This window comes from Pseudomonas sp. S150 (assembly GCF_004526365.1).
GTDB lineage: Bacteria > Pseudomonadota > Gammaproteobacteria > Pseudomonadales > Pseudomonadaceae > Aquipseudomonas > Aquipseudomonas putida_A.
Genome location: NZ_CP038207.1, coordinates 902327 through 926244, shown reverse-complemented (window position 1 = coordinate 926244; position 23918 = coordinate 902327). Strand labels below are relative to the sequence as shown.

General features: G+C 60.3%; 24 protein-coding genes. 13 read left to right on the top strand and 11 right to left on the bottom strand.

Annotation, left to right across the window (positions count from 1 at the left end):
* The first annotated feature begins 97 nt into the window (after positions 1–97).
* Both glnL and ntrC read left to right on the top strand, forming a co-directional pair.
* Positions 98–1183 (top strand): nitrogen regulation protein NR(II), encoded by a 1086-nt coding sequence (gene glnL / locus E3Z29_RS04325; protein ID WP_007961730.1) that lies wholly within the window; start codon positions 98–100, stop codon positions 1181–1183.
* Positions 1180–2616 carry a nitrogen regulation protein NR(I) gene (ntrC, locus tag E3Z29_RS04320; protein WP_007961729.1) on the top strand — a complete coding sequence of 479 codons (1437 nt, stop codon included), beginning with the start codon at positions 1180–1182 and terminating at the stop codon, positions 2614–2616. Before glnL ends, ntrC begins: the two co-directional genes overlap by 4 nt.
* A gap of 518 nt (positions 2617–3134) precedes the next feature.
* Here the strand turns inward: ntrC and E3Z29_RS04315 are convergent.
* Positions 3135–3575 carry a hypothetical protein gene (locus E3Z29_RS04315; protein WP_098966760.1) on the bottom strand — a complete coding sequence of 147 codons (441 nt, stop codon included), beginning with the start codon at positions 3573–3575 and terminating at the stop codon, positions 3135–3137.
* Between E3Z29_RS04315 and E3Z29_RS04310 the strand changes: the two genes are divergently transcribed.
* Positions 3574–4029, top strand: a complete 456-nt coding sequence (locus E3Z29_RS04310; protein ID WP_003220777.1) for a tRNA (cytidine(34)-2'-O)-methyltransferase — start codon at positions 3574–3576, stop codon at positions 4027–4029. The two genes, E3Z29_RS04315 and E3Z29_RS04310, sit on opposite strands and share 2 nt — an antisense overlap.
* A gap of 130 nt (positions 4030–4159) precedes the next feature.
* On the opposite strand, the gene secB is transcribed toward E3Z29_RS04310, so the two are convergent.
* From secB to E3Z29_RS04295, 3 genes are read right to left on the bottom strand one after another with little or no spacing between them, the layout of a single operon-like run.
* Positions 4160–4645 (bottom strand): protein-export chaperone SecB, encoded by a 486-nt coding sequence (gene secB, locus E3Z29_RS04305; protein WP_027611264.1) that lies wholly within the window; start codon positions 4643–4645, stop codon positions 4160–4162.
* A gap of 57 nt (positions 4646–4702) precedes the next feature.
* Complete coding sequence (gene grxC / locus E3Z29_RS04300) at positions 4703–4957, bottom strand: glutaredoxin 3 (protein WP_098966759.1); 255 nt, start codon at positions 4955–4957, stop codon at positions 4703–4705.
* Position 4958: 1 nt separating this feature from the next.
* Positions 4959–5372 (bottom strand): rhodanese-like domain-containing protein, encoded by a 414-nt coding sequence (locus tag E3Z29_RS04295; RefSeq protein WP_007961724.1) that lies wholly within the window; start codon positions 5370–5372, stop codon positions 4959–4961.
* A 154-nt stretch (positions 5373–5526) separates the two neighbouring features.
* Between E3Z29_RS04295 and gpmI the strand changes: the two genes are divergently transcribed.
* From gpmI to E3Z29_RS04265, 6 genes are all read left to right on the top strand, one after another.
* Positions 5527–7053, top strand: a complete 1527-nt coding sequence (gpmI, locus tag E3Z29_RS04290) for a 2,3-bisphosphoglycerate-independent phosphoglycerate mutase (protein WP_098966757.1) — start codon at positions 5527–5529, stop codon at positions 7051–7053.
* Between the two features lie 252 nt (positions 7054–7305).
* A complete protein-coding gene (locus tag E3Z29_RS04285) occupies positions 7306–8592 on the top strand; it encodes a murein hydrolase activator EnvC (protein WP_134785220.1) in 1287 nt (428 codons plus the stop codon).
* A gap of 31 nt (positions 8593–8623) precedes the next feature.
* On the top strand, positions 8624–9943 hold the full coding sequence (locus E3Z29_RS04280) for a S41 family peptidase (RefSeq protein ID WP_027611261.1): 1320 nt from the start codon (positions 8624–8626) through the stop codon (positions 9941–9943).
* Positions 9944–9945: 2 nt separating this feature from the next.
* The gene (locus tag E3Z29_RS04275) at positions 9946–10722 is read left to right on the top strand and encodes a divergent polysaccharide deacetylase family protein (protein WP_134785219.1); all 777 of its coding nucleotides are present in this window, start codon (positions 9946–9948) and stop codon (positions 10720–10722) included.
* 130 nt (positions 10723–10852) lie between these two features.
* Positions 10853–12331: a serine protease gene (locus E3Z29_RS04270; RefSeq protein WP_134785218.1), complete on the top strand. Its 1479-nt coding sequence runs from the start codon at positions 10853–10855 to the stop codon at positions 12329–12331.
* A gap of 207 nt (positions 12332–12538) precedes the next feature.
* Positions 12539–13843 carry a Vps62-related protein gene (locus E3Z29_RS04265; protein ID WP_134785217.1) on the top strand — a complete coding sequence of 435 codons (1305 nt, stop codon included), beginning with the start codon at positions 12539–12541 and terminating at the stop codon, positions 13841–13843.
* Here the strand turns inward: E3Z29_RS04265 and E3Z29_RS04260 are convergent.
* The 7 genes from E3Z29_RS04260 to E3Z29_RS04230 all read right to left on the bottom strand — a co-directional run bounded on the left by E3Z29_RS04260 (position 13824) and on the right by E3Z29_RS04230 (position 19635).
* Entirely contained in the window at positions 13824–14579 is a 756-nt protein-coding gene (locus E3Z29_RS04260; protein WP_134785216.1) for an ABC transporter substrate-binding protein, read from the bottom strand. The two genes, E3Z29_RS04265 and E3Z29_RS04260, sit on opposite strands and share 20 nt — an antisense overlap.
* 73 nt (positions 14580–14652) lie before the next feature.
* Positions 14653–15423 carry an imidazole glycerol phosphate synthase subunit HisF gene (gene hisF, locus E3Z29_RS04255; protein WP_007909211.1) on the bottom strand — a complete coding sequence of 257 codons (771 nt, stop codon included), beginning with the start codon at positions 15421–15423 and terminating at the stop codon, positions 14653–14655.
* A 9-nt stretch (positions 15424–15432) separates the two neighbouring features.
* Complete coding sequence (gene hisA, locus E3Z29_RS04250; protein ID WP_134785215.1) at positions 15433–16170, bottom strand: 1-(5-phosphoribosyl)-5-[(5-phosphoribosylamino)methylideneamino]imidazole-4-carboxamide isomerase; 738 nt, start codon at positions 16168–16170, stop codon at positions 15433–15435.
* Positions 16171–16212: 42 nt separating this feature from the next.
* A complete protein-coding gene (locus tag E3Z29_RS04245) occupies positions 16213–16473 on the bottom strand; it encodes a DUF2164 domain-containing protein (RefSeq protein ID WP_134785214.1) in 261 nt (86 codons plus the stop codon).
* Positions 16474–17112, bottom strand: coding sequence for an imidazole glycerol phosphate synthase subunit HisH (gene hisH, locus E3Z29_RS04240; protein WP_027611254.1), 639 nt, complete (start codon positions 17110–17112; stop codon positions 16474–16476).
* On the bottom strand, positions 17112–17705 hold the full coding sequence (gene hisB, locus E3Z29_RS04235) for an imidazoleglycerol-phosphate dehydratase HisB (RefSeq protein WP_007909204.1): 594 nt from the start codon (positions 17703–17705) through the stop codon (positions 17112–17114). The genes hisH and hisB overlap by 1 nt, the downstream gene beginning before the upstream one ends.
* 265 nt (positions 17706–17970) lie before the next feature.
* Entirely contained in the window at positions 17971–19635 is a 1665-nt protein-coding gene (locus tag E3Z29_RS04230) for an OFA family MFS transporter (RefSeq protein ID WP_096796694.1), read from the bottom strand.
* Between the two features lie 223 nt (positions 19636–19858).
* Here E3Z29_RS04230 and E3Z29_RS04225 point away from each other — a divergent pair, with 223 nt between their 5' ends.
* The 4 genes from E3Z29_RS04225 (at position 19859) to E3Z29_RS04210 (ending at position 23897) form a co-directional block, all read left to right on the top strand.
* Positions 19859–20263 (top strand): acetyl-CoA sensor PanZ family protein, encoded by a 405-nt coding sequence (locus E3Z29_RS04225; protein WP_134785213.1) that lies wholly within the window; start codon positions 19859–19861, stop codon positions 20261–20263.
* Positions 20264–20341: 78 nt separating this feature from the next.
* Positions 20342–22564 (top strand): AsmA family protein, encoded by a 2223-nt coding sequence (locus tag E3Z29_RS04220; RefSeq protein WP_134785212.1) that lies wholly within the window; start codon positions 20342–20344, stop codon positions 22562–22564.
* Entirely contained in the window at positions 22561–23628 is a 1068-nt protein-coding gene (gene mutY, locus E3Z29_RS04215) for an A/G-specific adenine glycosylase (RefSeq protein ID WP_134785211.1), read from the top strand. The genes E3Z29_RS04220 and mutY overlap by 4 nt, the downstream gene beginning before the upstream one ends.
* Positions 23625–23897, top strand: a complete 273-nt coding sequence (locus tag E3Z29_RS04210; RefSeq protein WP_003220737.1) for an oxidative damage protection protein — start codon at positions 23625–23627, stop codon at positions 23895–23897. The genes mutY and E3Z29_RS04210 overlap by 4 nt, the downstream gene beginning before the upstream one ends.
* The last annotated feature ends 21 nt before the right edge of the window (positions 23898–23918 follow it).

Genomic DNA, 23918 nt, shown 5'->3' with positions numbered 1-23918 from the left:
GTTGAACGCTTCTTTTCGGAGCCTTGGTTTGGTTTTTGCATTTTCCGTTTAACGACGCCTGCTTCTTGCGCACGCTCCGCCCCCAAAAGAGGCTCCGATGACTATTAGCGACGCAATCCACCGTTTGCTGCTCGACAACCTGACCACCGCCACCATCCTGCTCGACGCCGAACTGCGCCTCGAATACATGAACCCGGCGGCCGAGATGCTGCTGGCCATCAGCGGTCAGCGCAGCCATGGGCAGTTCATCAGCGAGTTGTTCACCGAGTCCACCGAGGCGCTCAACTCGCTGCGTCAGGCGGTCGAACAGGCACACCCTTTCACCAAGCGCGAAGCGATGCTCACTGCCCTCACCGGCCAGACCCTGACCGTGGACTACGCAGTGACGCCGATCCTCAGCAACGGCGCGACCATGCTTTTGCTTGAGGTGCACCCACGTGATCGCCTGCTGCGGATCACCAAGGAAGAGGCGCAACTGTCCAAGCAGGAAACCAGCAAAATGCTGGTGCGTGGTCTCGCCCACGAGATCAAGAACCCGCTCGGGGGCATCCGTGGCGCCGCGCAGTTGCTGGCCCGCGAATTGCCGGAAGACAGCCTGCGCGACTACACCAACGTGATCATTGAAGAGGCCGACCGTCTGCGCAATCTGGTCGACCGCATGCTCGGCTCGAACAAGCTGCCGTCGCTGGCGTTGTGCAACGTTCACGAAGTGCTCGAACGCGTCTGCCAACTGGTCGAAGCGGAAAGCCAGGGCTGCATCACCTTGGTGCGCGACTACGACCCGAGCATTCCCGACGTATTGATCGACCGCGAACAAATGATTCAGGCCGTACTGAACATCGTGCGCAACGCCATGCAGGCGATCAGCAGCCAGAACGAGCTGCGTCTGGGCCGCATCAGCCTGCGCACCCGGACCATGCGCCAGTTCACCATCGGCCACGTCCGCCATCGCCTGGTGACAAAAATCGAGATCATCGACAACGGCCCGGGGATCCCTGCAGAACTTCAGGAAACCATCTTCTTTCCCATGGTCAGCGGCCGCCCGGACGGTACCGGGCTGGGCCTGGCCATCACCCAGAACATCATCAGCCAGCACCAGGGCCTGATCGAGTGTGACAGCCACCCCGGCCACACCACGTTCTCGATCTTTCTGCCACTGGAACAAGGAGCCACATCGACATGAGCCGTAGTGAAACCGTGTGGATCGTCGATGACGACCGTTCTATCCGTTGGGTTCTGGAAAAGGCCTTGCAGCAGGAAGGCATGACCACGCAGAGCTTCGACAGCGCCGATGGCGTGATGAGTCGTCTGGCCCGTCAGCAGCCTGATGTGATCATTTCCGACATCCGCATGCCGGGCGCCAGTGGCCTCGACCTGCTGGCACGTATCCGCGAACAGCACCCACGGCTGCCAGTGATCATCATGACCGCGCACTCCGACCTCGACAGCGCCGTTGCGTCTTATCAGGGCGGCGCTTTCGAATACCTGCCGAAGCCGTTCGACGTCGACGAGGCGGTATCGCTGGTCAAGCGCGCCAATCAGCATGCGCAAGAGCAGCAAGGCCTGGAAGTGGTGCCGGCGCTGACCCGCACTCCGGAAATCATCGGCGAAGCGCCGGCGATGCAGGAGGTGTTTCGCGCCATCGGCCGCTTGAGCCACTCCAACATCACCGTGCTGATCAACGGCGAATCCGGCACCGGTAAAGAACTGGTGGCCCACGCCCTGCACCGCCACAGCCCGCGCGCGGCCTCGCCGTTCATCGCGCTGAACATGGCGGCGATCCCCAAGGACCTGATGGAATCCGAGCTGTTCGGCCACGAGAAAGGCGCATTCACTGGCGCGGCCAACCTGCGTCGCGGACGCTTCGAACAGGCTGACGGCGGCACGCTGTTCCTCGACGAAATCGGCGACATGCCGGCCGATACCCAGACCCGTTTGCTGCGGGTGCTGGCCGACGGCGAGTTCTATCGCGTTGGCGGGCATGTGCCGGTCAAGGTCGACGTGCGGATCATTGCTGCAACTCACCAGAATCTGGAAACCCTGGTGCATGCCGGGAAATTCCGTGAGGACTTGTTCCACCGCCTCAACGTGATCCGCATCCACATCCCGCGTCTGTCTGATCGTCGCGAAGACATCCCGACCCTGGCCAAGCACTTCCTCAGCCGCGCTGCGCAAGAACTGGCGGTGGAGCCGAAGCTGCTGAAAAGCGAGACCGAGGAATACCTGAAGAACCTGCCATGGCCGGGCAACGTGCGGCAGCTGGAGAACACCTGCCGCTGGATCACCGTGATGGCCTCCGGGCGCGAAGTGCACATCAGTGACCTGCCACCGGAATTGCTGAGCCTGCCGCAGGACTCGGCGCCAGTGACCAACTGGGAGCAGGCGCTGCGCCAGTGGGCCGATCAAGCGTTGGCCCGTGGCCAGTCGAGCCTGCTCGACAGCGCGGTGCCGGCGTTCGAGCGGATCATGATCGAGACCGCACTGAAGCATACGGCCGGTCGCCGGCGTGATGCGGCGGTATTGCTCGGCTGGGGGCGTAATACCCTGACGCGCAAGATCAAGGAATTGGGGATGAAGGTGGACGGTGGGGATGATGATGAGGGGGATGAGGGCTGATCAACCACGCCCCCTCTGAGAGTGGGTTGCTCACGAAAGCGCTGTTCATGAAACGTATCAGTGACTGACGCGACGCCTTCGCGAGCAAGCCCGCTCCCACAGTGGCCCCGCCGTGCACCAACCTAATGCACTTTGACCCGTGATCGGGCATCGCAGCCGGTGCAAAAACCATCCAGGCAAGACTGAAAAAACCGACCAGTAAAAACTCGAAAGCCCCGATTTATGGGGCTTTCGCGCATCTGAATCTTTTTTCTGTTTCGAAATACTAAAACTGGCACGCGCCCTGCAATAACCCTCACAGGTGATTCGATTCACCACCCGTTTCGGGGACCTTGGTACAGGCAGGCCGGGGATTCCCCTCTTTACACCGGGTTCAAACCGCAACGCGGCGAACCCATCCTTTTGGGATCCTTGGTACAGGCAGGCCGGGGGTTCCCTCTTTACACCGGACCGACGCTCTCAGCGAAGTCCACCCCGTTTTGGGAGCCCTGGTACAGGCAGGCCGGGGATTCCCGCTTTTATTGCTCCCGGAGATGGATCTCCAGCCGCCAGCGGTCATCGACCTTGCTCCCGGCCCACTCCCCTTGCAGCGGCCGCGCCGCCAGCACCGTCAGCAACAACCCACCGTCACTCACGCGCGTTCGCCAGTTCACGTCCTTGCCGTTGAGCTTGAGCTGACCCTTTTGCGCCTTGCCCTCTGCCTGAAACAACAGGGCCACGGTGCCATCGATGATTTCACCGTGCAGCTTCGGTTCGTTGTTGAACCACACCACCAGGCCGTCACCGGTCACGTCGACCTGCTGCAGCACGCTGGGGTCCGGCGTGGTCAGGCGACCGATCATCAAACCGACCATCACGCCGACAATCGCCAGCGAACCGATCACCCGCGGGAATAGTTTCGAACGCGGGTCGGCTTGCGGCGTAGAATGCGCGTCATCTTTACCTTCGGAGCCGTGCATGTTTCACGTCATCCTTTTTCAACCAGAAATTCCGCCGAACACCGGCAACGTTATCAGGCTGTGCGCCAACAGCGGCTGCCACCTGCATTTGATCGAACCGCTGGGTTTCGAGATGGACGACAAGCGCTTGCGCCGGGCCGGTCTCGACTACCACGAATATGCCACGTTGCAGCGCCACGCCGACCTCGCCAGTTGCCTGGAAAGCCTCGGCAACCCACGGCTGTTCGCGTTCACCACCAAGGGCTCGCGGCCGTTTCACGACGCCGCGTTCGTCCCGGGCGATGCGTTCATCTTCGGCCCGGAAAGCCGTGGCCTGCCGCCGGAAGTGCTCGACGCCCTGCCCGCCGAACAGCGCCTGCGTCTGCCGATGCGTGAAGGCTGCCGCAGCCTGAACCTGTCCAACACCGTGGCGGTGGCCGTGTACGAAGCGTGGCGGCAGAACGACTTCAAATAAGTGCACATAACAAATGTGGGAGCGGGCTTGCTCGCGAAGGCGTCGGATCAGATGACATTGATGTCGCCTGACACTGCGCTTTCGCGAGCAAGCCCGCTCCCACATTGGACTTGCGTCGTCGCTCAGATACTTACTGAACGGTCGGCGTCTCGCCAGCTTCCTGCATGCGCTGCAGTTCTTGTGCGTACAGAGCGTCGAAGTTCACCGGCGCCAGCATCAGGGCCGGGAACGAACCACGGGTCACCAGGCTGTCCAGGGTTTCGCGAGCGTACGGGAACAGGATGTTCGGGCAGAACGCACCCAGAGTATGGCTCATCGAAGCCGCATCGAGGTTCTTGATCAGGAAGATACCGGCCTGTTGCACTTCAGCGATGAAGGCCACTTCGTCGCCGTTTTTCACGGTCACGGACAGGGTCAACACGACTTCGTAGAAATCGCCTTCCAGCTCTTTCTGACGAGTGTTCAGGTCCAGGCCGACGGTCGGGTCCCACTGCTGGCGGAAGATCGCCGGGCTTTTCGGGGCTTCGAAGGACAGATCGCGTACGTAGATGCGCTGCAAGGAGAATTGCGGTGCGGTTTCTTCTTCGCTGGCTGCAGTGTTCTGTTGGTCAGTCATCTCAGATCCTTTCTGATCTTGGGTCTTTTAGGGATTGCTGTACGTGGGTGCAGCCGTTCAGGCCTTGAGCAGCGCGTCGAGCTTGCCGGCGCGCTCCAGGGCATACAAATCATCACAACCGCCGATGTGCTTTTCGCCGATCCAGATCTGCGGCACGGACGTGCGTCCGGCCTTCTGGCTCATGGCAGCACGAATCTGCGGCTTGCCATCGACCTTGATCTCTTCGAAGGCCACACCTTTGTTCACGAGCAATTGCTTGGCTCGCACGCAATAAGGGCAGTAATCGCTGGAGTAGACGATGACTTCGCTCATATCACTTCACCAGCGGCAGGTTGTCGCCTTTCCAGCTGGAAATCCCGCCGGACAGCTTGGCGGCAGTGAAGCCGGACTTCATCAGCTCGCGAGCGTGGGTGCCAGCGGTCTGGCCCAGGGCGTCGACCAGAATGATGGTCTTGGCCTTGTGCTTTTCCAGCTCGCCGGTACGCGCAGCCAGCTTGTCTTGAGGAATGTTGATCGCGCCAACGATATGGCCGGCGGCGTAATCTTTCGCCGGACGGATGTCAACCACCACGCCTGCGTCCTTGTTGACCAGTGCGGTCAGTTCGCCGGTGCTCAGGCTTTTACCGCCGCCCTGCATCGTGTGCGCCAGCAGCAGAGCCAGCAGTACGACGAAGATACCGACAAGAATGTAGTGGTTAGTGGCAAATTCAATCAGGTGAGCAACCATCGAAGGAGGTTCCAGGGCGTTAAAATGTCGGCCAGTATACACAGCCACTATGGTGGGCCAAACCCCGTCCGGCGGTGACGTGGTCGGAACTAAGCATTAAACTCGCCACTCCCTTTTCCATCGCCCTCTTCTTTATTAGCCACGAGTGGATTCCATGACTACCACGCCTAAACCTTTGGTCCTGATGATTCTCGACGGCTTCGGTCACAGTGACAGCCACGAATCCAATGCCGTGTATGCGGCGAAGAAGCCTGTGCTCGATCGTCTGTGGGCCACGGTGCCGAACGGCCTGATCTCGGGCAGCGGCATGGACGTCGGCCTGCCGGACGGCCAGATGGGCAACTCCGAAGTCGGCCACATGAACCTCGGCGCCGGGCGCGTGGTGTATCAGGACTTCACTCGCGTGACCAAAGCGATCCGCGACGGTGAGTTCTTCGACAACCCGACCATCTGCGCTGCCGTGGATAAAGCCGTGGCCGCCGGCAAAGCCGTGCATTTCATGGGTCTGCTGTCCGATGGCGGCGTGCACAGCCACCAGGATCACCTGATCGCCATGGCCGAACTGGCCTTCAAGCGCGGCGCCGAGAAAATCTACCTGCACGCCTTCCTCGACGGTCGCGACACGCCACCGAAAAGCGCCGCGTCGTCAATCGAACTGCTCGACGCGACCTTCCAGGCGCTCGGCAAGGGCCGCATCGCCAGCCTCATCGGTCGCTACTTCGCGATGGACCGTGACAACCGTTGGGACCGCGTATCTCAGGCCTACAACCTGATCGTCGACGGCAACGCCGAATTCAACGCCGCCACCGCTCAGGAAGGCCTCGACGCCGCCTACGCCCGTGGCGAGAGCGACGAATTCGTCAAAGCCACCACCATCGGCGAGCCGGTCAAGGTCGAAGACGGCGACGCCGTGGTGTTCATGAACTTCCGCGCCGATCGTGCCCGCGAGCTGAGCCGAGTATTTGTCGAAGACGATTTCAAGGAATTCGAGCGAGCGCGCCAGCCAAAAGTGCAGTACGTGGGCTTGACCCAATACGCCGCCAGCATTCCAGCCCCTGCAGCCTTTGCTCCGGGCAGCCTGGAAAACGTGCTTGGCGACTACCTGGCAAAAAACGGCAAGACTCAGCTGCGCATCGCCGAAACCGAAAAATACGCGCACGTGACCTTCTTCTTCTCTGGCGGCCGCGAAGAGCCGTTCCCGGGTGAAGAGCGCATCCTGATCCCGTCGCCGAAAGTCGCCACCTACGACCTGCAACCGGAAATGAGTGCACCCGAGGTCACCGACCGCATCGTCGACGCCATCGAGCATCAGCGTTACGACGTGATCGTGGTCAACTACGCCAACGGCGACATGGTCGGCCACAGCGGCGTGTTCGACGCTGCGGTAAAAGCCGTGGAATGCCTGGACACCTGCGTCGGACGCATCGTCGAGGCGCTGGAAAAGGTTGGCGGCGAAGCGTTGATCACCGCCGACCACGGCAACGTCGAAAAAATGGCCGATGAAGAAACCCACCAGGCGCACACCGCGCACACCACCGAGCCGGTGCCGTTCATTTATGTCGGCAAGCGTGACCTCACGGTCCGTGAAGGCGGCGTACTGGCGGACGTGGCACCGACCATGCTGATGCTGTTGGGTCTGGAGAAACCGGCGGAAATGACTGGTACCTCGATTCTGGTCTGAACGAATCCATAAAACGCCGCAAAACCCTGTAGGAGTGAGCCTGCTCGCGATAGCAATCTGACAGTCGACTACTCTGTTGAATGTGAGAACACCATCGCGAGCAGGCTCACTCCTACATTTGTTTATGGTGGCTTCAAAGATTATTTTCAGCTGTATCTCCAGCCAGTTATCACACAAGCCCAATTGGGCGTTTTTTTTGCAGCCTCGGGCGGGCATACTAGGCCGTCCATTACCCTGGTGCCGCCCGCCTCTATGCTCCGCGTCCTGATCGCCCTCGCTCTGACCTGCCTGCTCCAACCGGCCTTCGCTGACGAGCGCGCGCAAACCCAACAGCAGCTGGATGCCACGCGTCAGGACATTGCCGAGCTGAAAAAGCTGCTGGGCAAGCTGCAGGAAGAAAAGTCCGGTGTGCAGAAAGAGCTCAAGGGCACCGAGACCGAGATGGGCAAGCTCGAGAAGCAGGTCGATGCCCTGCAAAAAGAGCTGAAGAAAAGCGAATCCGAGCTGCAGCGACTCGATGCGGAGAAAAAAAAACTCCAGAGCGCGCGCACTGAACAACAGCGACTGATCGCCATCCAGGCCCGAGCGGCCTACCAGAACGGCCGTCAGGAATACCTCAAGCTGCTGCTCAATCAGCAGAATCCCGAGAAATTCGCCCGCACCCTCACCTATTACGATTACCTGAGCCAGGCCCGCCTGGAGCAGTTGAAGAACTTCAACGAAACCCTGCGCCAACTGGCCAATGTCGAAAAAGACATCGCCATGCAGCAGGCGCAATTGCTGGTGCAGAAAAGCAGCCTCGACAGCCAGCGCGACGAGCTGGAAAAAGTCCGCAAGGAGCGCCAGCAAGTCCTCGCCAAGCTCAACGATGACGTGAAAGCCCGCGACCAGAAACTGGCCGCCCGCGAGCAGGATCAGGCAGACCTGTCTAAAGTCCTTAAAACCATTGAAGAAACCCTGGCCCGTCAGGCCCGTGAGGCAGAAGAAGCGCGGCAGAAAGCGCTGATCGCCCAGCAGGAAGCGGAAAAAAAGCGTTTGCGTGAGGCGCAGGCTGAAAACAGCGACGCCCCACGAAAAACCGTCAAATCAACCCCCGGCGCGCTGGTGTCCAGCAGCGGTGAGACCTTCGGTGGCCCTTTTGCTGCAACCCGGGGAAAACTTCCGTGGCCGGTTGATGGTCGATTGCTGGCACGCTTCGGCGAAAGCCGTGGCGACGATGCCCGCACCAAGTGGGATGGCGTGATGATCAGCGCCGCTGCCGGCAGCCAAGTGCATGCCGTGCATGGCGGGCGTGTGGTGTTCGCCGACTGGTTGCGTGGCGCCGGGCTGCTGGTGATCCTTGATCACGGCAATGGTTATCTGAGTCTTTACGGTCACAACCAGACACTGCTCAAGTCGGCCGGTGACGTGGTAAAAGCCGGTGAGTCGATCTCCACTGTGGGTAACAGTGGCGGTCAGGACACACCAGCGCTGTATTTCGCAATTCGTCAGCAGGGTCACCCGAGTGATCCGGCGCAATGGTGCCACGCGCAAGGATAAGCGCGTCGCCTAATTCAGGAGTTCGTTCGACATGCTGCATTTGTCCCGCCTTACCTCGCTGGCCCTGACGATCGCCCTGGTGATCGGCGCGCCTCTGGCGTTCGCCGCTCAACCGGCCCCGGCCGTCGCTCCGGCAGGCACTGCCGCGACCGCCAAGGCCCCGTTGCCGCTGGAAGAGTTGCGCACCTTTGCCGAGGTCATGGACCGGATCAAGGCGGCGTATGTCGAGCCGGTGGATGACAAGACCCTGCTGGAAAACGCGATCAAGGGCATGCTCAGCAACCTCGATCCGCACTCCGCGTATCTCGGCCCTGAAGACTTCACCGAACTGCAGGAAAGCACCAGCGGCGAATTCGGCGGCCTGGGCATCGAAGTCGGCTCCGAAGACGGTTTCATCAAGGTCGTCTCGCCGATCGACGACACCCCGGCGTCGAAGGCTGGCATCCAGGCCGGTGACTTCATCGTCAAGATCAACGGTGCGCCAACTCGCGGCCAGACCATGACCGAAGCCGTGGACAAGATGCGCGGCAAGATCGGTCAGAAAATCACCCTGACCCTGGTGCGCGACGGTGGCACGCCGTTCGACGTGACCCTGGCCCGCGCCGTGATTCAGGTGAAGAGCGTCAAGGCGCAGCTGCTGGAATCGGGCTACGGCTACATCCGCATCACCCAGTTCCAGGTCAAGACCGGCGAAGAGGTCTCCAAGGCCCTGGCCAAGCTGCGCAAGGACAACGGCAAAAAGCTCAACGGCATCATCCTCGACCTGCGCAACAACCCGGGCGGCGTGTTGCAGGCGGCAGTGGAAGTGGTCGACCACTTCATCAAGAAAGGCCTGATCGTCTACACCAAAGGCCGGATCGCCAACTCCGAACTGCGCTTCTCCGCCACCGGCAAAGACGAAAGCGAAGCGGTGCCGATGGTCGTGCTGATCAACGGTGGCAGCGCCTCGGCTTCGGAAATCGTCGCCGGCGCCCTGCAGGATCAGAAACGCGCGGTAGTCATGGGCACCACCAGTTTCGGCAAAGGCTCGGTGCAAACCGTGCTGCCGCTGAACAACGACCGCGCGCTGAAGATCACCACGGCACTGTACTTCACGCCGAACGGCCGCTCGATCCAGGCCCAGGGCATCGTCCCGGACATCGAAGTGCGCAAGGCCAAGATCACCAACGAAGCGGACGGCGATTACTTCAAGGAAGCCGACCTGCAAGGCCACCTGGGCAACGGCAACGGCGGCGCAGACAAGCCGACCGGTTCCGGCACCAAGGCCAAGGCCATGCCGCAGGATGACGATTACCAGTTGGCCCAGGCCCTGAGCCTGCTTAAGGGCTTGAGCATCACGTCCGGCCGTTGAGGATGTCTTTGCGTTTGCTCTTCGTCCTGCTGTGCTGTCTGGCGGGTGCTGCTCACGCAGAACCCGCCAGGACGCCACCGCCAAAAGCCTACCTGACGCTGATCATCGACGACCTGGGGCAGAACCTGCCCCGGGATCGCCGTGTGCTGGCTCTGCCCGGCCCAGTGACCACGGCGATCATGCCCGACACCCCGCACGCCACCGAATTCGCCCGCGAAGCCCATCGCGCCGGCAAGATCGTGATCCTGCACATGCCGATGGATCCGGCCACCGGTCCGTACGCCTGGCACCCCGAACTGCCGCTCGAAGAGCTGCAAAAGCGCCTCGACGCCGCGTTCAAAATGGTCCCTTACACCGCGGGCATCAACAACCACATGGGCAGTCGCATGACCGCCCAGCCGGTGGCGATGGCGTGGCTGATGGGCGAGTTGCAGCGTCGGCACAAGTTCTTCGTCGACAGCCGCACCAGCGCGCAGACCGTGGCGGCGCAGCAAGCACAGAAGATCGATCTGGCGAGTGTTTCGCGCGATGTGTTTCTCGATGACGAACGCACCGAAGCCGCCATTTTCAACCAGCTGCAGACGGCGATCAGCCTGGCCCGCAAGCAGGGCTCGGCAGTGATGATCGGCCACCCTTACCCGCAGACGTTGGCGGTGCTGGAACGTGAATTGCCGAAGCTCAAGGCGCAAGGCATCGAGTGGATCGATATCAAGCAGATGATCAGCGTGCGGAGTAACAAAGCGACACCTGCACACGGGAAAAATGGAATTTATCGTTAAGCTATCAACTGATTAAATTCTCATAAGCCTCTACGTCCAAAATAAGCAGCAATAACTTATAGAACCGACTCAAACCTAACTGTCTTATTCTGCGCCAGTCTTGCACCCATATATTAGCCAAGGACTGGCCATGAACTTTAAATATATCCACCCAAGCTTTTTATTACTGACTGCCTTCTCACTTCCTGCCTGTTCCAGCCCTGTCGATTACGGCAAGGGCGCTGAAAACTTCTCACCGTCGCAACACCTGACTAACAAAGATGGCGAAAATAACCACTGGATGGGAATCGGCGAGTACAAAAGCCGCGAGCACGGTTCCTGCACCGCCTTCCTGATCGACACAAACAGCTCTCGCCCCTCTGATTCCGCCTATGCATTGACCAGTGCGCACTGCGTGGGCAAGGAAAACGGGGTCATGCGAATGGATGACCCTATCGAAGCCAGCATTACCTTCAACAACTTCATCGATACGACTGCTGCCTCCAGGACTGTGCCTCTGAAGAAAGTAGCCTGGAGCAGTATTCAGGGTGTCGACCTGGCTCTGTTGGAGCTTGGAGTATCACAGGGCGAACTTCTGGCACAGGGCATCACGCCCATGAAACTGACCCGGCAGGCGCCGGCAGAAGATAGCGACATTCTGATTGTGCACAAACCCGTTGGTGCTCCATTACAAATGTCAGCCTGCACCCACATGCCCTCCCCGGCGATTTTCGAAAAGCCCTGGGTTTGGCGGCATACCGTCAGCAACCAATGCAAAGATATTGCTTCCGGAAGCTCGGGGAGTCCGGTCATCGTTCGAGCGACCAACGAGGTCTATGGCGTCCTTGGGACCTTGGCTCACCATCTGACGCCGCTGCCTGGATACGGTCAGATGCCGAGCGGCAGTTACGGCAGTCCCACCTCGGTTTTCAACAACTGCTTTATCGATGGCAAACTCAATACGGATCCGCAGGTGTGCGAATTATTTCCGGCAGCCTCTATCAGACTGCCTGCCCAACTGCCAACGCATGCAAAGATCAGCGTAAACGCTCAGGGCAACTACGTTTATCCAGAATGGAACTTTGAAATAACCGCCAGCACCCGGTTTATCCGGACCAAACGCACGTCGGACCCGGTCGAATGCGAAGTTCCGCAAGACTACAGCCAGCCAATCACCACCGGCACTGCGCCGACTCGATTAAATGTTCCGATGGGACCTGAAACCGGGCCTAGCAACCTTTGCATCATCGCCACAAACAGTACTGAGGACATATTACCCGCAGGCACTTATCGCAATGCCGTCACTGTTCCCACTTATCTGGTTGAGGCGGGCCCGACGCCTGTTCCGACCATAGAGACTTCGTTTAACAAAGAGATAAACAGGGCGCTGATTCTGTGGCCGGAACGCAAGAACGAGGGTCTTGATCGATACGAGGTAAAAGGCGGCCTTGCTGAAAAAGTCAGTTGCGAAGACCCACAGGGTTATAGGCATGTGACCTCCAATTGGCTACGTCCGCAAAGCAACTTCCCCCTCAAACTCTGCGTTTACGCTGTCGACCCCAACAATCAGCGCTCAGAATTGAAGGAATACATCCTGGAATGGGAAGCGCTCGAAAACAGCGCCCCCTGAGCTGATCAGTGACGTCGGCCTTGTGCTTCTGCATCAATAGGCAAAACAGGAGCGCAAGGCTGCCCATGGCAAGGAACGGTTTTTTTGGAAATAACTGGTCACGACGTCATACATAGTTACCGCCAGAGACCGGTTGCGATTACCGATAGTGAGACCTGCAACGGGTCGCGACTCCCTCGAGTCGCCGTTCAACTATCAGGAGTGACCATGACCATTCATGACCAGGCCGCAGCGCCATCCAGGCAAATCGCGCCGATCCGACACGACAATCTGCTGATCCATTTCACCACGGAATTTCACCGGATCTGGGACAGCACCGGCTCACGGGCTAAACCCGCGGCCTTCTGGCGCCCGACTCCGGCGCCGGATGTATTGCCGGGCTATTTCCCGCTCGGCGACGTGTTCGTCGCCGGGCACGACAACATTAACGGCAGCACCGTGGTAGCTGTGGTTTGTGAAGCCGATGCACCCAGTGCAGATCCGGCCAGAGGCCCGGCATTAAGGCGCCCGGAGGATTTCGAACTGATCTGGAAAGATTCCGGCTCAGGCTCGAAGAAAGACGGTGCCGTATGGCGACCGATCGCCCCGCAAGGCTATGTGGCCATGGGCGCGGTCTGCTCCAATGATCACGAAAAACCTTCACTCAACGCGGTTCGCTGTGTACGGGCCGATCTGGTGATCGCCTCGGACGTTGGCGAACTGATCTGGAATGACAAGGGCAGCGGTGCCAGACAGAGTTTCAGCGCCTGGAGCGTCACGCCGACGAATGCGCCGCCGGGAGAGATTCATTTCGCACCAGGCACCTTTGTTGGGGCAAGCAGTTTCAACCGGCCAGAGAGCAATGTCGGTGCCTATTCACTACGGATGCAGATCGCGCCACTGATCCAGTCATCGCCACAGCTGCCGATGCTCTTGGCAGCGGATGCCCCCGAAACCAAGGGAGCGGCCACCCTCGCCCAAGTCATCGAGCTGCCATGGTTCGTGGTCAAGGATGACTTGTCGCCAATTGATCAATTACGCACCACGCCATTTTATCGCCTGGAAAGAACCGACCAGTACTATTTGGTTGGGAGCGGACACAACACAGGCGAGGAGGCACGGGCTTTCAAGTGGACTGCGCAGCGGCTGCAGAATCCGAAGACGCTGCGTCTGTTCACTCAACTTACTGCGATCAGTTTTGTGAGCCCGTGGGCAACGAAGGCAGACGCTCCTCCGTCACTCCCATTCTCGGCAAGACTGGACAGCCAGTTCACTCACAGCGAGACGTCAACCAGTGGCTGGCAGACTTCATTTGTTACCCATGTGATCGCGATGGCCGGCAAAGGCAAATTTGTCGCGGTTTATCAGTTGGAGAGTTTCTACGAGCTGCGTCGTGCTGACGGCTCGCAAGCGGGGATCAATCTGGCTTACACCCAGAACGATAACCTGAGTCTGCTGCAGTATCCGCCGCAAGAATGCACCCACCAGGCAACGGACAAGTCGTTGCCGACGGCTACAGATAGCGCCCCATGATCTCGTCGACAACCCCGTCCTTGCGCATCTGATCCAGCGCCGCCTGCAGCCTGGCGACCGTTGCGTCCGACACATCCTTGTTCAGCGCCAGATATAACTCGGCGCTGTTGAAGCGCAACACGGTCTTGAGTCCAGTGACCCCGTCCTGCCGCGCCAGATAACGCCCGGCAGGATCACCCGTGGCCCACAGGTCGATCTGGCCATTGACCAGTTTTTTCGCGTTGTCCTGATCGCGCAGAACGACCGTAGGCTTCAAGCCCTGCTTGGCCAGCGTCTCGGCAATCGCATCGCCTTTGTAGGCACCGATCCTGTATTTGCGCGCATCGTTGAGGGTGTCGAGGGTGATTTTGCTGTCGGCCCTGGCCAACATGATCCAGTCGTCCGGACCGATCGGGCCGACCCATTTGAAGAGGTTTTCGCGGTCCGGCAGGCGGGCCATCACGAAGGCGCCGTAACCGGGGTTTTCCAGCGCCAGTTTGTAGACGCGCTCCCATGGGAAGCGCAGCGTCAGGCTATAGGTGAGCCCGGCGCGCTTGAACATTTCGCGGACGATATCGGCGGCAATGCCGTTGATGTTCTCGCCCTTGGCGAAATTCTTGCCGTCTTTCGCCATGTTGTAGGGCGGAAAGTTTTCGGTGAGGAGCACCAGATCGGTGTCGGGACTGTTTTCGGCCCGCGCCGTGCTGAGCAGCAACACAGAGGCACTGGCGAGAACAAGAAGCAGGCGTTTGATCATGTCGGGCTACCGGAATCCATGGCGTGCCCAAGAGTGCCTTGGGTACGCCATGCTGTCCACTGGCCTGTACGGTTTAGCGCATCACGATGCCGCGTTTGGCCATGTACGCTTTCGCTTCCTGCACGGTATATTCGCCGAAGTGGAAAATACTCGCCGCCAGTACCGCGCTGGCGTGGCCTTCAAGGATGCCGTCGGCCAGATGCTGCAGGTTGCCGACGCCGCCGGAAGCGATCACCGGAATGCCCAGCGCATCGCTGATCGCGCGGGTCACGCCGAGGTCGAAGCCGTTTTTCATGCCGTCCTGATCCATGCTGGTCAGCAGGATTTCGCCGGCACCGAGGCCTTCCATTTTCTTCGCCCACTCGACCGCGTCGAGGCCGGTTGGCTTGCGCCCGCCGTGGGTGAAGATTTCCCAGCGCGGGGTTTCGCCCGGGCCGGAGACTTTCTTCGCGTCGATGGCGACGACGATGCATTGCGAGCCGAAATGCTGCGCCGCTTCGCCAACGAATTCCGGATTGAACACCGCTGCGGTGTTGATCGAGACCTTGTCCGCACCGGCATTGAGCAGGTTGCGGATGTCCTGCACGGTGCGCACGCCACCGCCGACGGTCAGCGGAATGAACACCTGGCTGGCCATGCGCTCGACGGTATGCAGCGTGGTGTCGCGGCCATCGACGCTGGCAGTGATGTCGAGGAACGTAATCTCGTCGGCACCCTGCTCGTCATAACGACGGGCGATTTCCACCGGGTCGCCGGCATCGCGGATGTTCTCGAACTTCACACCTTTGACGACCCGGCCGTTGTCCACGTCCAGGCAAGGGATGATGCGTTTGGCCAGCGCCATGGTCAGTCCTCAGCCTTGGTACGCATCGCAGAAAGCTTGCGCTTCGGCGACGTCGAGGGTGCCTTCGTAGATCGCCCGGCCAGTGATTGCACCGATGATGCCCGGCGCCTTGGCGTCGAGCAGCGACTTGATGTCACCCAGATTGTGGATACCGCCGGACGCGATCACCGGGATCTTCGTCGCTGCAGCCAGCGCAGCGGTGAACGGTACGTTGCAGCCCTGCATCATGCCGTCTTTGGCGATGTCGGTATAAACAATCGACGAGACGCCGTCGGCTTCAAACTGCTTGGCCAGGTCGATGACCTGCACGGTGCTGATTTCCGCCCAGCCGTCGGTGGCGACGAAACCGTCTTTGGCATCCAGACCAACGATGATCTTGCCCGGGAACGCGCGGCAGGCTTCAGCGATGAACGCCGGATCTTTAACGGCTTTGGTGCCGATGATCACGTAGCTCACGCCCGCCTTGACGTAGTGCTCGATGGTTTCCAGCGAGCGGATACCGCCACCGATCTGGATCGGCAGGTTCGGGTAGCGCTTGGCGATCGCGGTCACCACTTCACCGTTGACCGGCTGACCTTCGAATGCGCCGTTCAGATCGACCAGATGCAGACGACGGCAACCGCCCTCCACCCACTTGGCAGCCATGCTCACCGGGTCCTCGGAGAACACTGTGGAATCTTCCATGCGGCCCTGGCGCAGACGTACGCAGGCACCGTCTTTAAGATCGATAGCGGGAATAATCAGCATCTGGCAAACCTTCAAATTTGAATGTTCAGCTTGGCTCGGAAATCAGTTTTTCTCGAGCGCCCACAGGTCGCTTTCGATGCTTTCAAACCGCTCTTTGAGGTGGGTCTGCACATCGAAAATCGCCCTGTTGTAATAGTGCGGAGCAATTTCGCGGGTAAACAGCTCAAGAATTTCCGCCGCCTCGAACGAACCCAGGTCGAGTTCGAACCGATCCTCCATGAACCGCTGGATCTTGCGGTTGGCCTCGTTCTCCTGTTCGGGAGCGAGGGTCAGGATCGGCGGTTTGGACTTCTTGGCAGCCATTTACCAGCGACCGTCCCACGCGGCGAAGTTCTGCAGCAATTGCAGGCCATGGGTATGGCTCTTCTCCGGGTGGAATTGCACGGCGAAACGCGAGCCTTCGGCCAGCGCGGCAGCGAAATCGACCCCGTAATGACCGCTACCGACTACCTGCCGCGCATTGGCGGCAGCGATGTAGTAGCTGTGCACGAAGTAGAAGCGCGCCATGTCCGGAATGTCGTGCCACAGCGGGTGACTGACCTTCTGCTGCACTTCGTTCCAGCCCATGTGCGGGACTTTCAGGTGCTCGCCGTCTTCATGCAGGTCTTTGCCGAAGAACTTCACCGCGCCCGGGAACAGGCCGATACAGTCGACACCGTCGTTCTCTTCGCTGCTGTCGAGCAGGGCTTGCATGCCGACGCAGATGCCGAGGAACGGACGATCCTGGCTGACTTCACGCACCAGCGCGTCGAAACCGAGACGACGGATCTCCGCCATGCAATCGCGAATCGCACCAACGCCGGGGAACACCACGCGGTCGGCTTCGCGGATCACGTCGGCATCGCTGGTGATCAGCACCTTGCCGGCGCCGACGTGCTCGAGGGCCTTGGCCACCGAGTGCAGGTTGCCCATGCCGTAGTCGATAACTGCAACCGTCTGCATTACAGGACGCCTTTGGTCGATGGCATTTGCCCGGCCATGCGCTCATCCAGCTCGACGGCCATGCGCAGGGCGCGGCCGAAAGCCTTGAACACGGTTTCGATCTGGTGGTGGGTGTTGGTGCCACGCAGGTTGTCGATGTGCAGGCTGACCAGTGCGTGGTTGACGAAGCCCTGGAAGAATTCCTGGAACAGGTCGACGTCGAAGCCGCCCACGGTGGCGCGGGTGTAGGGCACGTGCATCTGCAGGCCTGGACGGCCGGAGAAGTCGATCACCACACGCGACAGCGCTTCATCGAGCGGCACGTAAGCATGACCGTAGCGACGGATGCCTTTCTTGTCGCCGATGGCTTTGGCGAAGGCCTGGCCGAGGGTGATACCGACGTCTTCCACGGTATGGTGGTCGTCGATATGCAGATCGCCCTTGCATTCAATATCCAGGTCGATCAACCCGTGACGGGCGATCTGATCCAGCATGTGCTCAAGAAAAGGAACACCGATATCAAATCGGGCCTTTCCGGTGCCATCAAGGTTGATCGAGGCTTTGATCTGGGTTTCCAGAGTGTCGCGCTCGACAGACGCCTTACGTTCGGCCATCACCAGCTCCGCAAAATCATTGGGCGAAAAAGGCAGCCATTATAGGCACGCGGGGCCGAAACAGAAACACGCGACGTGAGATGGCTGACGGATAGAACGCCCGGCTGTCGCGGGTAGACATGTCCATACAAGCCATTACAGGCACCCCAAAACAACTGTAGGAGTGAGCCTGCTCGCGATGAGGGCCTCACAGTCAACATTTCTGTCGACTGTCAGACCGCTATCGCGAGCAGGGCTCACTCCTACAGGGGTATTACGTTTTTACTTAGTGAAACAGTACCGCCGTCTTCTGCAGGGTCACCCACACACCCCACGCCAACGGAATACCCACCACCAGCCACGCGGCGATTGCCAGCGGCTTGCTGCCCGGTGCGGCTTTCCACTCCAGCACGGTGCTCGCATCAGCCCCTTTGTCGTGGCCCAGCGCCTGTTCGGCGGCCAGTTCAGCGTCGGTCATGAAGTACTTGTCGGCCACCGGACGCACCATCAGGTTGCACAGGAAACCCAGCACCAGCAGGCCGGCGAGGATGTACAGAGTGATGTCGTAAGCGGCAGCGCGTTCAACGCCGATGCTCAACTGATACTCGCGCAGGTAGTTCACCAGCACCGGGCCGAGCACGCCGGCGGCGGCCCAGGCAGTCAGCAGACGACCGTGGATCGCACCGACCATTTGCGTGCCGAACAGGTCGGCCAGATACGCCGGAACGGTCGCAAAACCACCGCCGTACATCGACAGGATGATGCAGAACGCCGCCACGAACAGCGCAACGTTGCCCAGATGGCCCATGTTCGGGATCAGCGCGTACAGGGCAAAACCGAGGGCGAAGAACACGAAGTAGGTGTTTTTGCGACCCAGGTAGTCCGAGAACGAAGCCCAGAAGAAGCGGCCACCGATGTTGAACAGGCTCAGCAGACCGGTGAAGCCGGCAGCGATCGCGGCGATCGAAGCCAGTTGCCCGGCATCCAGTTGACCGAACGGCACGTCAACGCCCAGCAACTTGCCGCCGAACACTTCCTGCAGCAGTGGCGAAGCCATGCCGAGAATGCCGATACCGGCGGATACGTTCAGGCACAGCACCAGCCACACCAGACGGAACTGCGGGGTTTTCCACGCCACATTCACGTGCACGTGACGGTGGGTGATCATCGCGTTCGAAGCTTTCTTTGCGGGAGCGGTCCAGCCTTCAGGCTTCCAGCCGGTTGGCGGCACGCGGTAAGCCAGGGCGCCACCGATCATGAACACGAAGTAGATCGCAGCCATGGCCACGAAGCTTTGCCAGACGCCGACACCGGCAGGCGAAGCGAAGTGGCTCATCAGCGCAGTCGCCAACGGTGCACCGACCATCGCGCCGCCACCGAAGCCCATGATCGCCATGCCGGTCGCCATGCCGCGTTTGTCCGGGAACCACTTGATCAGGGTCGAGACCGGCGAAATGTAGCCCAGGCCCAGACCGATACCGCCGATCACCCCGGAGCCGATCCACATCAGCCAGATCTGGTGGGTATAAATCCCCAGTGCCGAGATCAGCAGACCGCCGCACCAGCACAGTGCCGATACCACACCGGCCTTGCGTGGCCCGGCGTGTTCCAGCCAGCCACCCCAGATCGCTGCCGAGCAACCGAGGAAGATGAAGAACAGGGTGTAGATCCAGCCGAGCATGGAGATCGGCCAGTCGCATTGCGAAGAGAAGACCTGAGCGATGAAGCTCATGTCCGGTGCGCAAGCCACCGGAGCCGTGACGCCCAATGCCTTGGACAGCGGCAGCCAGAACACCGAGAAACCGTAGGCCATGCCGATGCACAGGTGGATGGCCAGAGCGGCCGGTGGCACCAGCCAGCGGTTGAAACCGGGCTTGGCGATGATGCGTTCCTTGGACAGGAACGCAGGCTGGTCGGCGCGAAGGCCGTCCGCCGTGATGCTCGTGCTCATTGTGTATCCCCCAATTATTAGTATGGTTCGCCAGCCACTGCTCACCCTCGGCCTTTATGCACGCAGGCATGACCGTTTTTTCAGGTGAAGCTCCTTGAAGGCGCGACGTTAAGTCGCAGAAGGACGGACGAACCGGCGAAGGTTACCATTTGCACGTGACAGAAAAACCAAACTGATATCACCTTTTTCGTGTCATCTGATCTCGTCCCCACAGGAAAAAGCCATGCCGATCGCTGTCCAAGCGCTGAACGATGCCAGTTACCAGGATCAACAGGATTTGCAGAAGATCTATCGTGACGCTCCGCAGTGGCTGTTCGCGCCGTATTCCGGGGACGCCCAGTTGATCGAAAGCAGCCTGGCGGACGGGTCTTTGATTACAGGACGTTTCAACGACCGACTGCTCGGTGCAGCACGCCTGACAAGGCACGACAAGGTTTGGTACTTGTCACATTTGTGTGTACGAAAAGTCACCCGGCGCCGTGGGGTAGCCGAGAGACTGGTGAACCAAGCACAGAAAATGGCGTCGCAAGCGGGTGCCCAACTGCGCCTGCTGGCACCGGCCGGACACCTTGAAATCCAGGCGCTGGCCGCCAAATTGCAATTGCCGCTGGACGTGATCGCGACATGACAGCGCCCCGAACCGGGCGGATGCAGCGCTATACTCCCCGGCTAATTTACGAATTCGACTAACTACAAGGACTCGCCCATGAAAGCGTTCGGCAAAATCCTGGGTCTGGTACTTCTCGGGCTGTTGCTGATCATTGTGGCGGCGGGCTTCGCCCTGACCCACCTGTTTGATCCCAACGACTACAAAGACGAGATCCGCCAGATAGCCCGCGACAAGGCCCACATCGAGCTGACGCTCAATGGCGATATCGGCTGGAGCCTGTTCCCGTGGCTCGGCCTGGAACTGCATGAGGCCAGCATCGCCACCCTGATCAACCCGACCGAACCGTATGCCGACCTGCAGATGCTCGGCCTGTCCGTGCGCGTGCTGCCGCTGTTGCGCCGCGAAGTGCAGATGAGCGATGTGCGCGTCGAAGGCCTGAACCTGCGCCTGAAACGCGACAAAAACGGCCACGGCAACTGGGAAGACATCGGCAAGCTGCCACCTCCCGCCACGCCTGCCGGCAGCCCGACGCCTGCCAGCCCGCCTGTTGCAGAGGCCGCCCAGCCGGAAAAACCGCCGCAGCCGATCCGCCTCGACATCGACAGCCTGACAGTCAACAACGCCCGCGTTGAATACAACGACGAGCAGACCGGCAAGCAGTACAGCGCCGAAAGCATCCAGCTGAGCACCGGTGCAGTACACGACTCGACCAACATTCCGCTGAAAGCCACGGCGTTCCTCAGCACCAATCAGCCTGTGCTGCGGGTGCGCACCGAGCTCAACGGCGAGCTGCGCATCGAACGCGCCCTGCAACGTTACAAGTTCGAAGACATGAAACTGTCCGGCGAACTGACCGGCGACCCACTACAGGGCAAGGCCATGACCTTCTCCGCCCAAGGCCAGATTTCCCTGGACAAGGCAGCGAACGTCGCCGAATGGACCGGGATCAAGATCTCCGCCAACCAGTTGCGTGCCCTCGGTGAGCTGAAAGCCAACGACCTCGACAAGACCCCGCAGATCACTGGCGGAATCTCGATCGCCCAGTTCGATCTGGCGAAATTTGTCGACAGCATCGGCCAGACGTTGCCAGCCATGGCGCCCGGCAGCCTGAGCAAGGTCGAACTGGTCAGCCGCGTGGCCGCCACGCCAACCAGCGTGGCCTTCGACAACATCAACCTGAAACTCGACGACAGCAGCTTCAGCGGGCGCATTGCCGTGGAAGATTTCGCCAAGCAGTCGCTGCGCGCGATCCTCAAGGCTGACACGTTCGACGTCGACCGCTACCTGCCGCCGAAATCGGAAAAAGCCAAAAACGCCACGCAAGTGCGTCAGGCCGAAGTCGCCAGCACCGAAGCCGATGCCATGGCCGGCGCCGGCAGCACACCGTTGCCGGACAAACCAAGCAAAAGCGCCTGGAGCACCGAGCGTCTGCTGCCGGTCGAGCGTCTGGCCAAACTCGACGTCGATGCCGACCTGACCTTCGGCCAGCTGACCCTCGACAAACTGCCGATCCAGAACGCCGCGCTCAAAGCCACTGGCCAGGGCGGCCTGCTGACTCTGGAAAACCTGCGCGGCGGCCTGTACAACGGCGATTTCGAAGCCAAGGGCACCCTCGACGTACGCCCGAGTGCGCCGGTGCTGAACCTGCAAACCAGGATCAACCGCGTACCGGCCGAGAAAATCCTCGAAAGCCAAGGCAAGAATCCGCCGGTCAAAGGCCTGGTCACACTGACCAGCAGCCTCACCGGCAGCGGCAACAGCCAGCAGGCGCTGATCGAAACCCTCAACGGCAACGCCAGTTTCGTGATCAACAACGGTGTGCTGCTCAACGCCAACCTTGAACAGCAACTGTGCAAAGGCATCGCCACCCTCAACCGCAAAACCCTCAGCGGCGAGCCACGGGGCAAGGACACGCCGTTCCAGGAACTCAAGGGCAACCTGACCTTCCGCAACGGTATCGCCAGCAACCCGGACCTGAAAGTGCGCATCCCCGGCATGACCGTCAACGGCGATGGCGACATCGACCTGCGGGTGCTGGGCATGGATTACCGCGTCGGCATCATCGTCGAAGGCGACACCAGCGCCATGCCGGATCCGGCCTGTCAGGTCGGCGAGAAATTCGTCGGCATCGAGTGGCCGCTGCGCTGCCGCGGCCCATTGGAACTGGGCGCCAAGGCCTGCCGTGTGGACAACGAACGCCTCGGCCAGGTCGCGACCAAAATGGCCGGTGACAAACTCAGCGAGAAGATCGATGAAAAACTTGGCGACAAGGTCAGCCCGGAATTGAAAAACGCATTGAAGGGGCTGTTCAAGCGATGACAGCGGAGCAGTTTTCCACGGCGGTGCTGGAATGGTTCGACGGCCACGGCCGCCACGATTTGCCTTGGCAGCAAGACATCAATCCGTATCGGGTGTGGGTGTCGGAGATCATGTTGCAGCAGACCCAGGTCAGCACCGTGCTCAATTACTTCGACCGCTTCATGGCCGCGCTGCCAACGGTGCAAGCGCTGGCCGAAGCGCCGGAGGACGAAGTGCTGCACCTGTGGACCGGGCTCGGTTACTACACCCGCGCGCGCAATCTGCAAAAAACCGCGAAGATCGTCGTCAGCCAGTACGGCGGCGAATTTCCGCGGGACGTCGAAAAGCTGACGGATCTGCCGGGGATCGGCCTGTCCACCGCCGGGGCTATCGCCAGCATCAGCATGGGCCTGCGCGCGCCGATCCTCGATGGCAACGTCAAACGCGTTCTGGCGCGTTTTACCGCGCAGGAGGGTTACCCGGGGGAACCGAAGGTCGCCAAACAGCTGTGGGCCAATGCAGAGCGTTTTACGCCGCACGATCGGGTCAACGCCTACACCCAGGCGATGATGGATCTCGGCGCCACGTTGTGTACGCGCAGCAAACCGAGCTGCCTGCTGTGTCCGCTGGAAAAGGGCTGCGAGGCGCACATGCTCGGGCTGGAGACACGCTACCCGATCCCCAAACCGCGCAAGGCCATCCCGCAGAAACGCACGCTGATGCCGATGCTCGCCAACGAAGAAGGCGCGATTCTGCTTTATCGCCGCCCGTCCTCGGGATTGTGGGGCGGCTTATGGAGCCTGCCGGAACTCGACGACCTCGACGACCTGCAACATCTGGCCGATCAGCACTCGCTGACCATGGGCGAGCAGCAGGCGCTGCCAAGCCTCGTTCACACCTTCAGCCATTTCCAGCTGTCCATCGAACCCTGGCTGGTTCAGGTACAGGAAGCCAGCCATCACGTGGCCGAGGCCGACTGGCTCTGGTATAACCTCGCCACCCCGCCGCGCCTGGGCCTTGCCGCCCCGGTCAAAACCTTGCTCGAACGCGCGGCCGCCGTATTGAACGCAGGAGAGTCGTCATGACCCGCACCATCATGTGCCGCAAGTACAAAGAAGAACTGCCCGCGCTGGAACGCGCTCCTTTCCCGGGCGCCAAAGGTCAGGATATTTTTGACCACGTCTCGGCCAAAGCCTGGGCTGACTGGCAGAAACACCAGACCCTGCTGATCAACGAAAAGCGCCTGAACATGATGAACGCCGAAGACCGCAAATATCTGCAGGGCGAAATGGACAAGTACTTCTCCGGCGAGGATTACGCCAAGGCGGAAGGCTACGTTCCGCCTGCGGAGTAAACCCGCCAAATCGGGGGGCGG

What these genes read in the sequence shown, in the direction of transcription:
- E3Z29_RS04275 (WP_134785219.1), top strand. Translation starts at nt 9,946, where the DNA reads ATGTCTTTGCGTTTGCTCTTCGTCCTGCTGTGCTGTCTGGCGGGTGCT.
- grxC (WP_098966759.1), bottom strand. Translation starts at nt 4,957, where the DNA reads ATGAGCGAAGTCATCGTCTACTCCAGCGATTACTGCCCTTATTGCGTG.
- E3Z29_RS04285 (WP_134785220.1), top strand. Translation starts at nt 7,306, where the DNA reads ATGCTCCGCGTCCTGATCGCCCTCGCTCTGACCTGCCTGCTCCAACCG.
- E3Z29_RS04220 (WP_134785212.1), top strand. Translation starts at nt 20,342, where the DNA reads ATGAAAGCGTTCGGCAAAATCCTGGGTCTGGTACTTCTCGGGCTGTTG.
- ntrC (WP_007961729.1), top strand. Translation starts at nt 1,180, where the DNA reads ATGAGCCGTAGTGAAACCGTGTGGATCGTCGATGACGACCGTTCTATC.
- E3Z29_RS04260 (WP_134785216.1), bottom strand. Translation starts at nt 14,579, where the DNA reads ATGATCAAACGCCTGCTTCTTGTTCTCGCCAGTGCCTCTGTGTTGCTG.
- mutY (WP_134785211.1), top strand. Translation starts at nt 22,561, where the DNA reads ATGACAGCGGAGCAGTTTTCCACGGCGGTGCTGGAATGGTTCGACGGC.
- hisH (WP_027611254.1), bottom strand. Translation starts at nt 17,112, where the DNA reads ATGCAGACGGTTGCAGTTATCGACTACGGCATGGGCAACCTGCACTCG.
- E3Z29_RS04280 (WP_027611261.1), top strand. Translation starts at nt 8,624, where the DNA reads ATGCTGCATTTGTCCCGCCTTACCTCGCTGGCCCTGACGATCGCCCTG.
- glnL (WP_007961730.1), top strand. Translation starts at nt 98, where the DNA reads ATGACTATTAGCGACGCAATCCACCGTTTGCTGCTCGACAACCTGACC.
- E3Z29_RS04225 (WP_134785213.1), top strand. Translation starts at nt 19,859, where the DNA reads ATGCCGATCGCTGTCCAAGCGCTGAACGATGCCAGTTACCAGGATCAA.
- E3Z29_RS04270 (WP_134785218.1), top strand. Translation starts at nt 10,853, where the DNA reads ATGAACTTTAAATATATCCACCCAAGCTTTTTATTACTGACTGCCTTC.
- hisA (WP_134785215.1), bottom strand. Translation starts at nt 16,170, where the DNA reads ATGCTGATTATTCCCGCTATCGATCTTAAAGACGGTGCCTGCGTACGT.
- hisB (WP_007909204.1), bottom strand. Translation starts at nt 17,705, where the DNA reads ATGGCCGAACGTAAGGCGTCTGTCGAGCGCGACACTCTGGAAACCCAG.
- E3Z29_RS04295 (WP_007961724.1), bottom strand. Translation starts at nt 5,372, where the DNA reads ATGGTTGCTCACCTGATTGAATTTGCCACTAACCACTACATTCTTGTC.
- E3Z29_RS04245 (WP_134785214.1), bottom strand. Translation starts at nt 16,473, where the DNA reads ATGGCTGCCAAGAAGTCCAAACCGCCGATCCTGACCCTCGCTCCCGAA.
- gpmI (WP_098966757.1), top strand. Translation starts at nt 5,527, where the DNA reads ATGACTACCACGCCTAAACCTTTGGTCCTGATGATTCTCGACGGCTTC.
- E3Z29_RS04230 (WP_096796694.1), bottom strand. Translation starts at nt 19,635, where the DNA reads ATGAGCACGAGCATCACGGCGGACGGCCTTCGCGCCGACCAGCCTGCG.
- secB (WP_027611264.1), bottom strand. Translation starts at nt 4,645, where the DNA reads ATGACTGACCAACAGAACACTGCAGCCAGCGAAGAAGAAACCGCACCG.
- E3Z29_RS04210 (WP_003220737.1), top strand. Translation starts at nt 23,625, where the DNA reads ATGACCCGCACCATCATGTGCCGCAAGTACAAAGAAGAACTGCCCGCG.
- E3Z29_RS04310 (WP_003220777.1), top strand. Translation starts at nt 3,574, where the DNA reads ATGTTTCACGTCATCCTTTTTCAACCAGAAATTCCGCCGAACACCGGC.
- hisF (WP_007909211.1), bottom strand. Translation starts at nt 15,423, where the DNA reads ATGGCGCTGGCCAAACGCATCATCCCTTGCCTGGACGTGGACAACGGC.
- E3Z29_RS04265 (WP_134785217.1), top strand. Translation starts at nt 12,539, where the DNA reads ATGACCATTCATGACCAGGCCGCAGCGCCATCCAGGCAAATCGCGCCG.
- E3Z29_RS04315 (WP_098966760.1), bottom strand. Translation starts at nt 3,575, where the DNA reads ATGCACGGCTCCGAAGGTAAAGATGACGCGCATTCTACGCCGCAAGCC.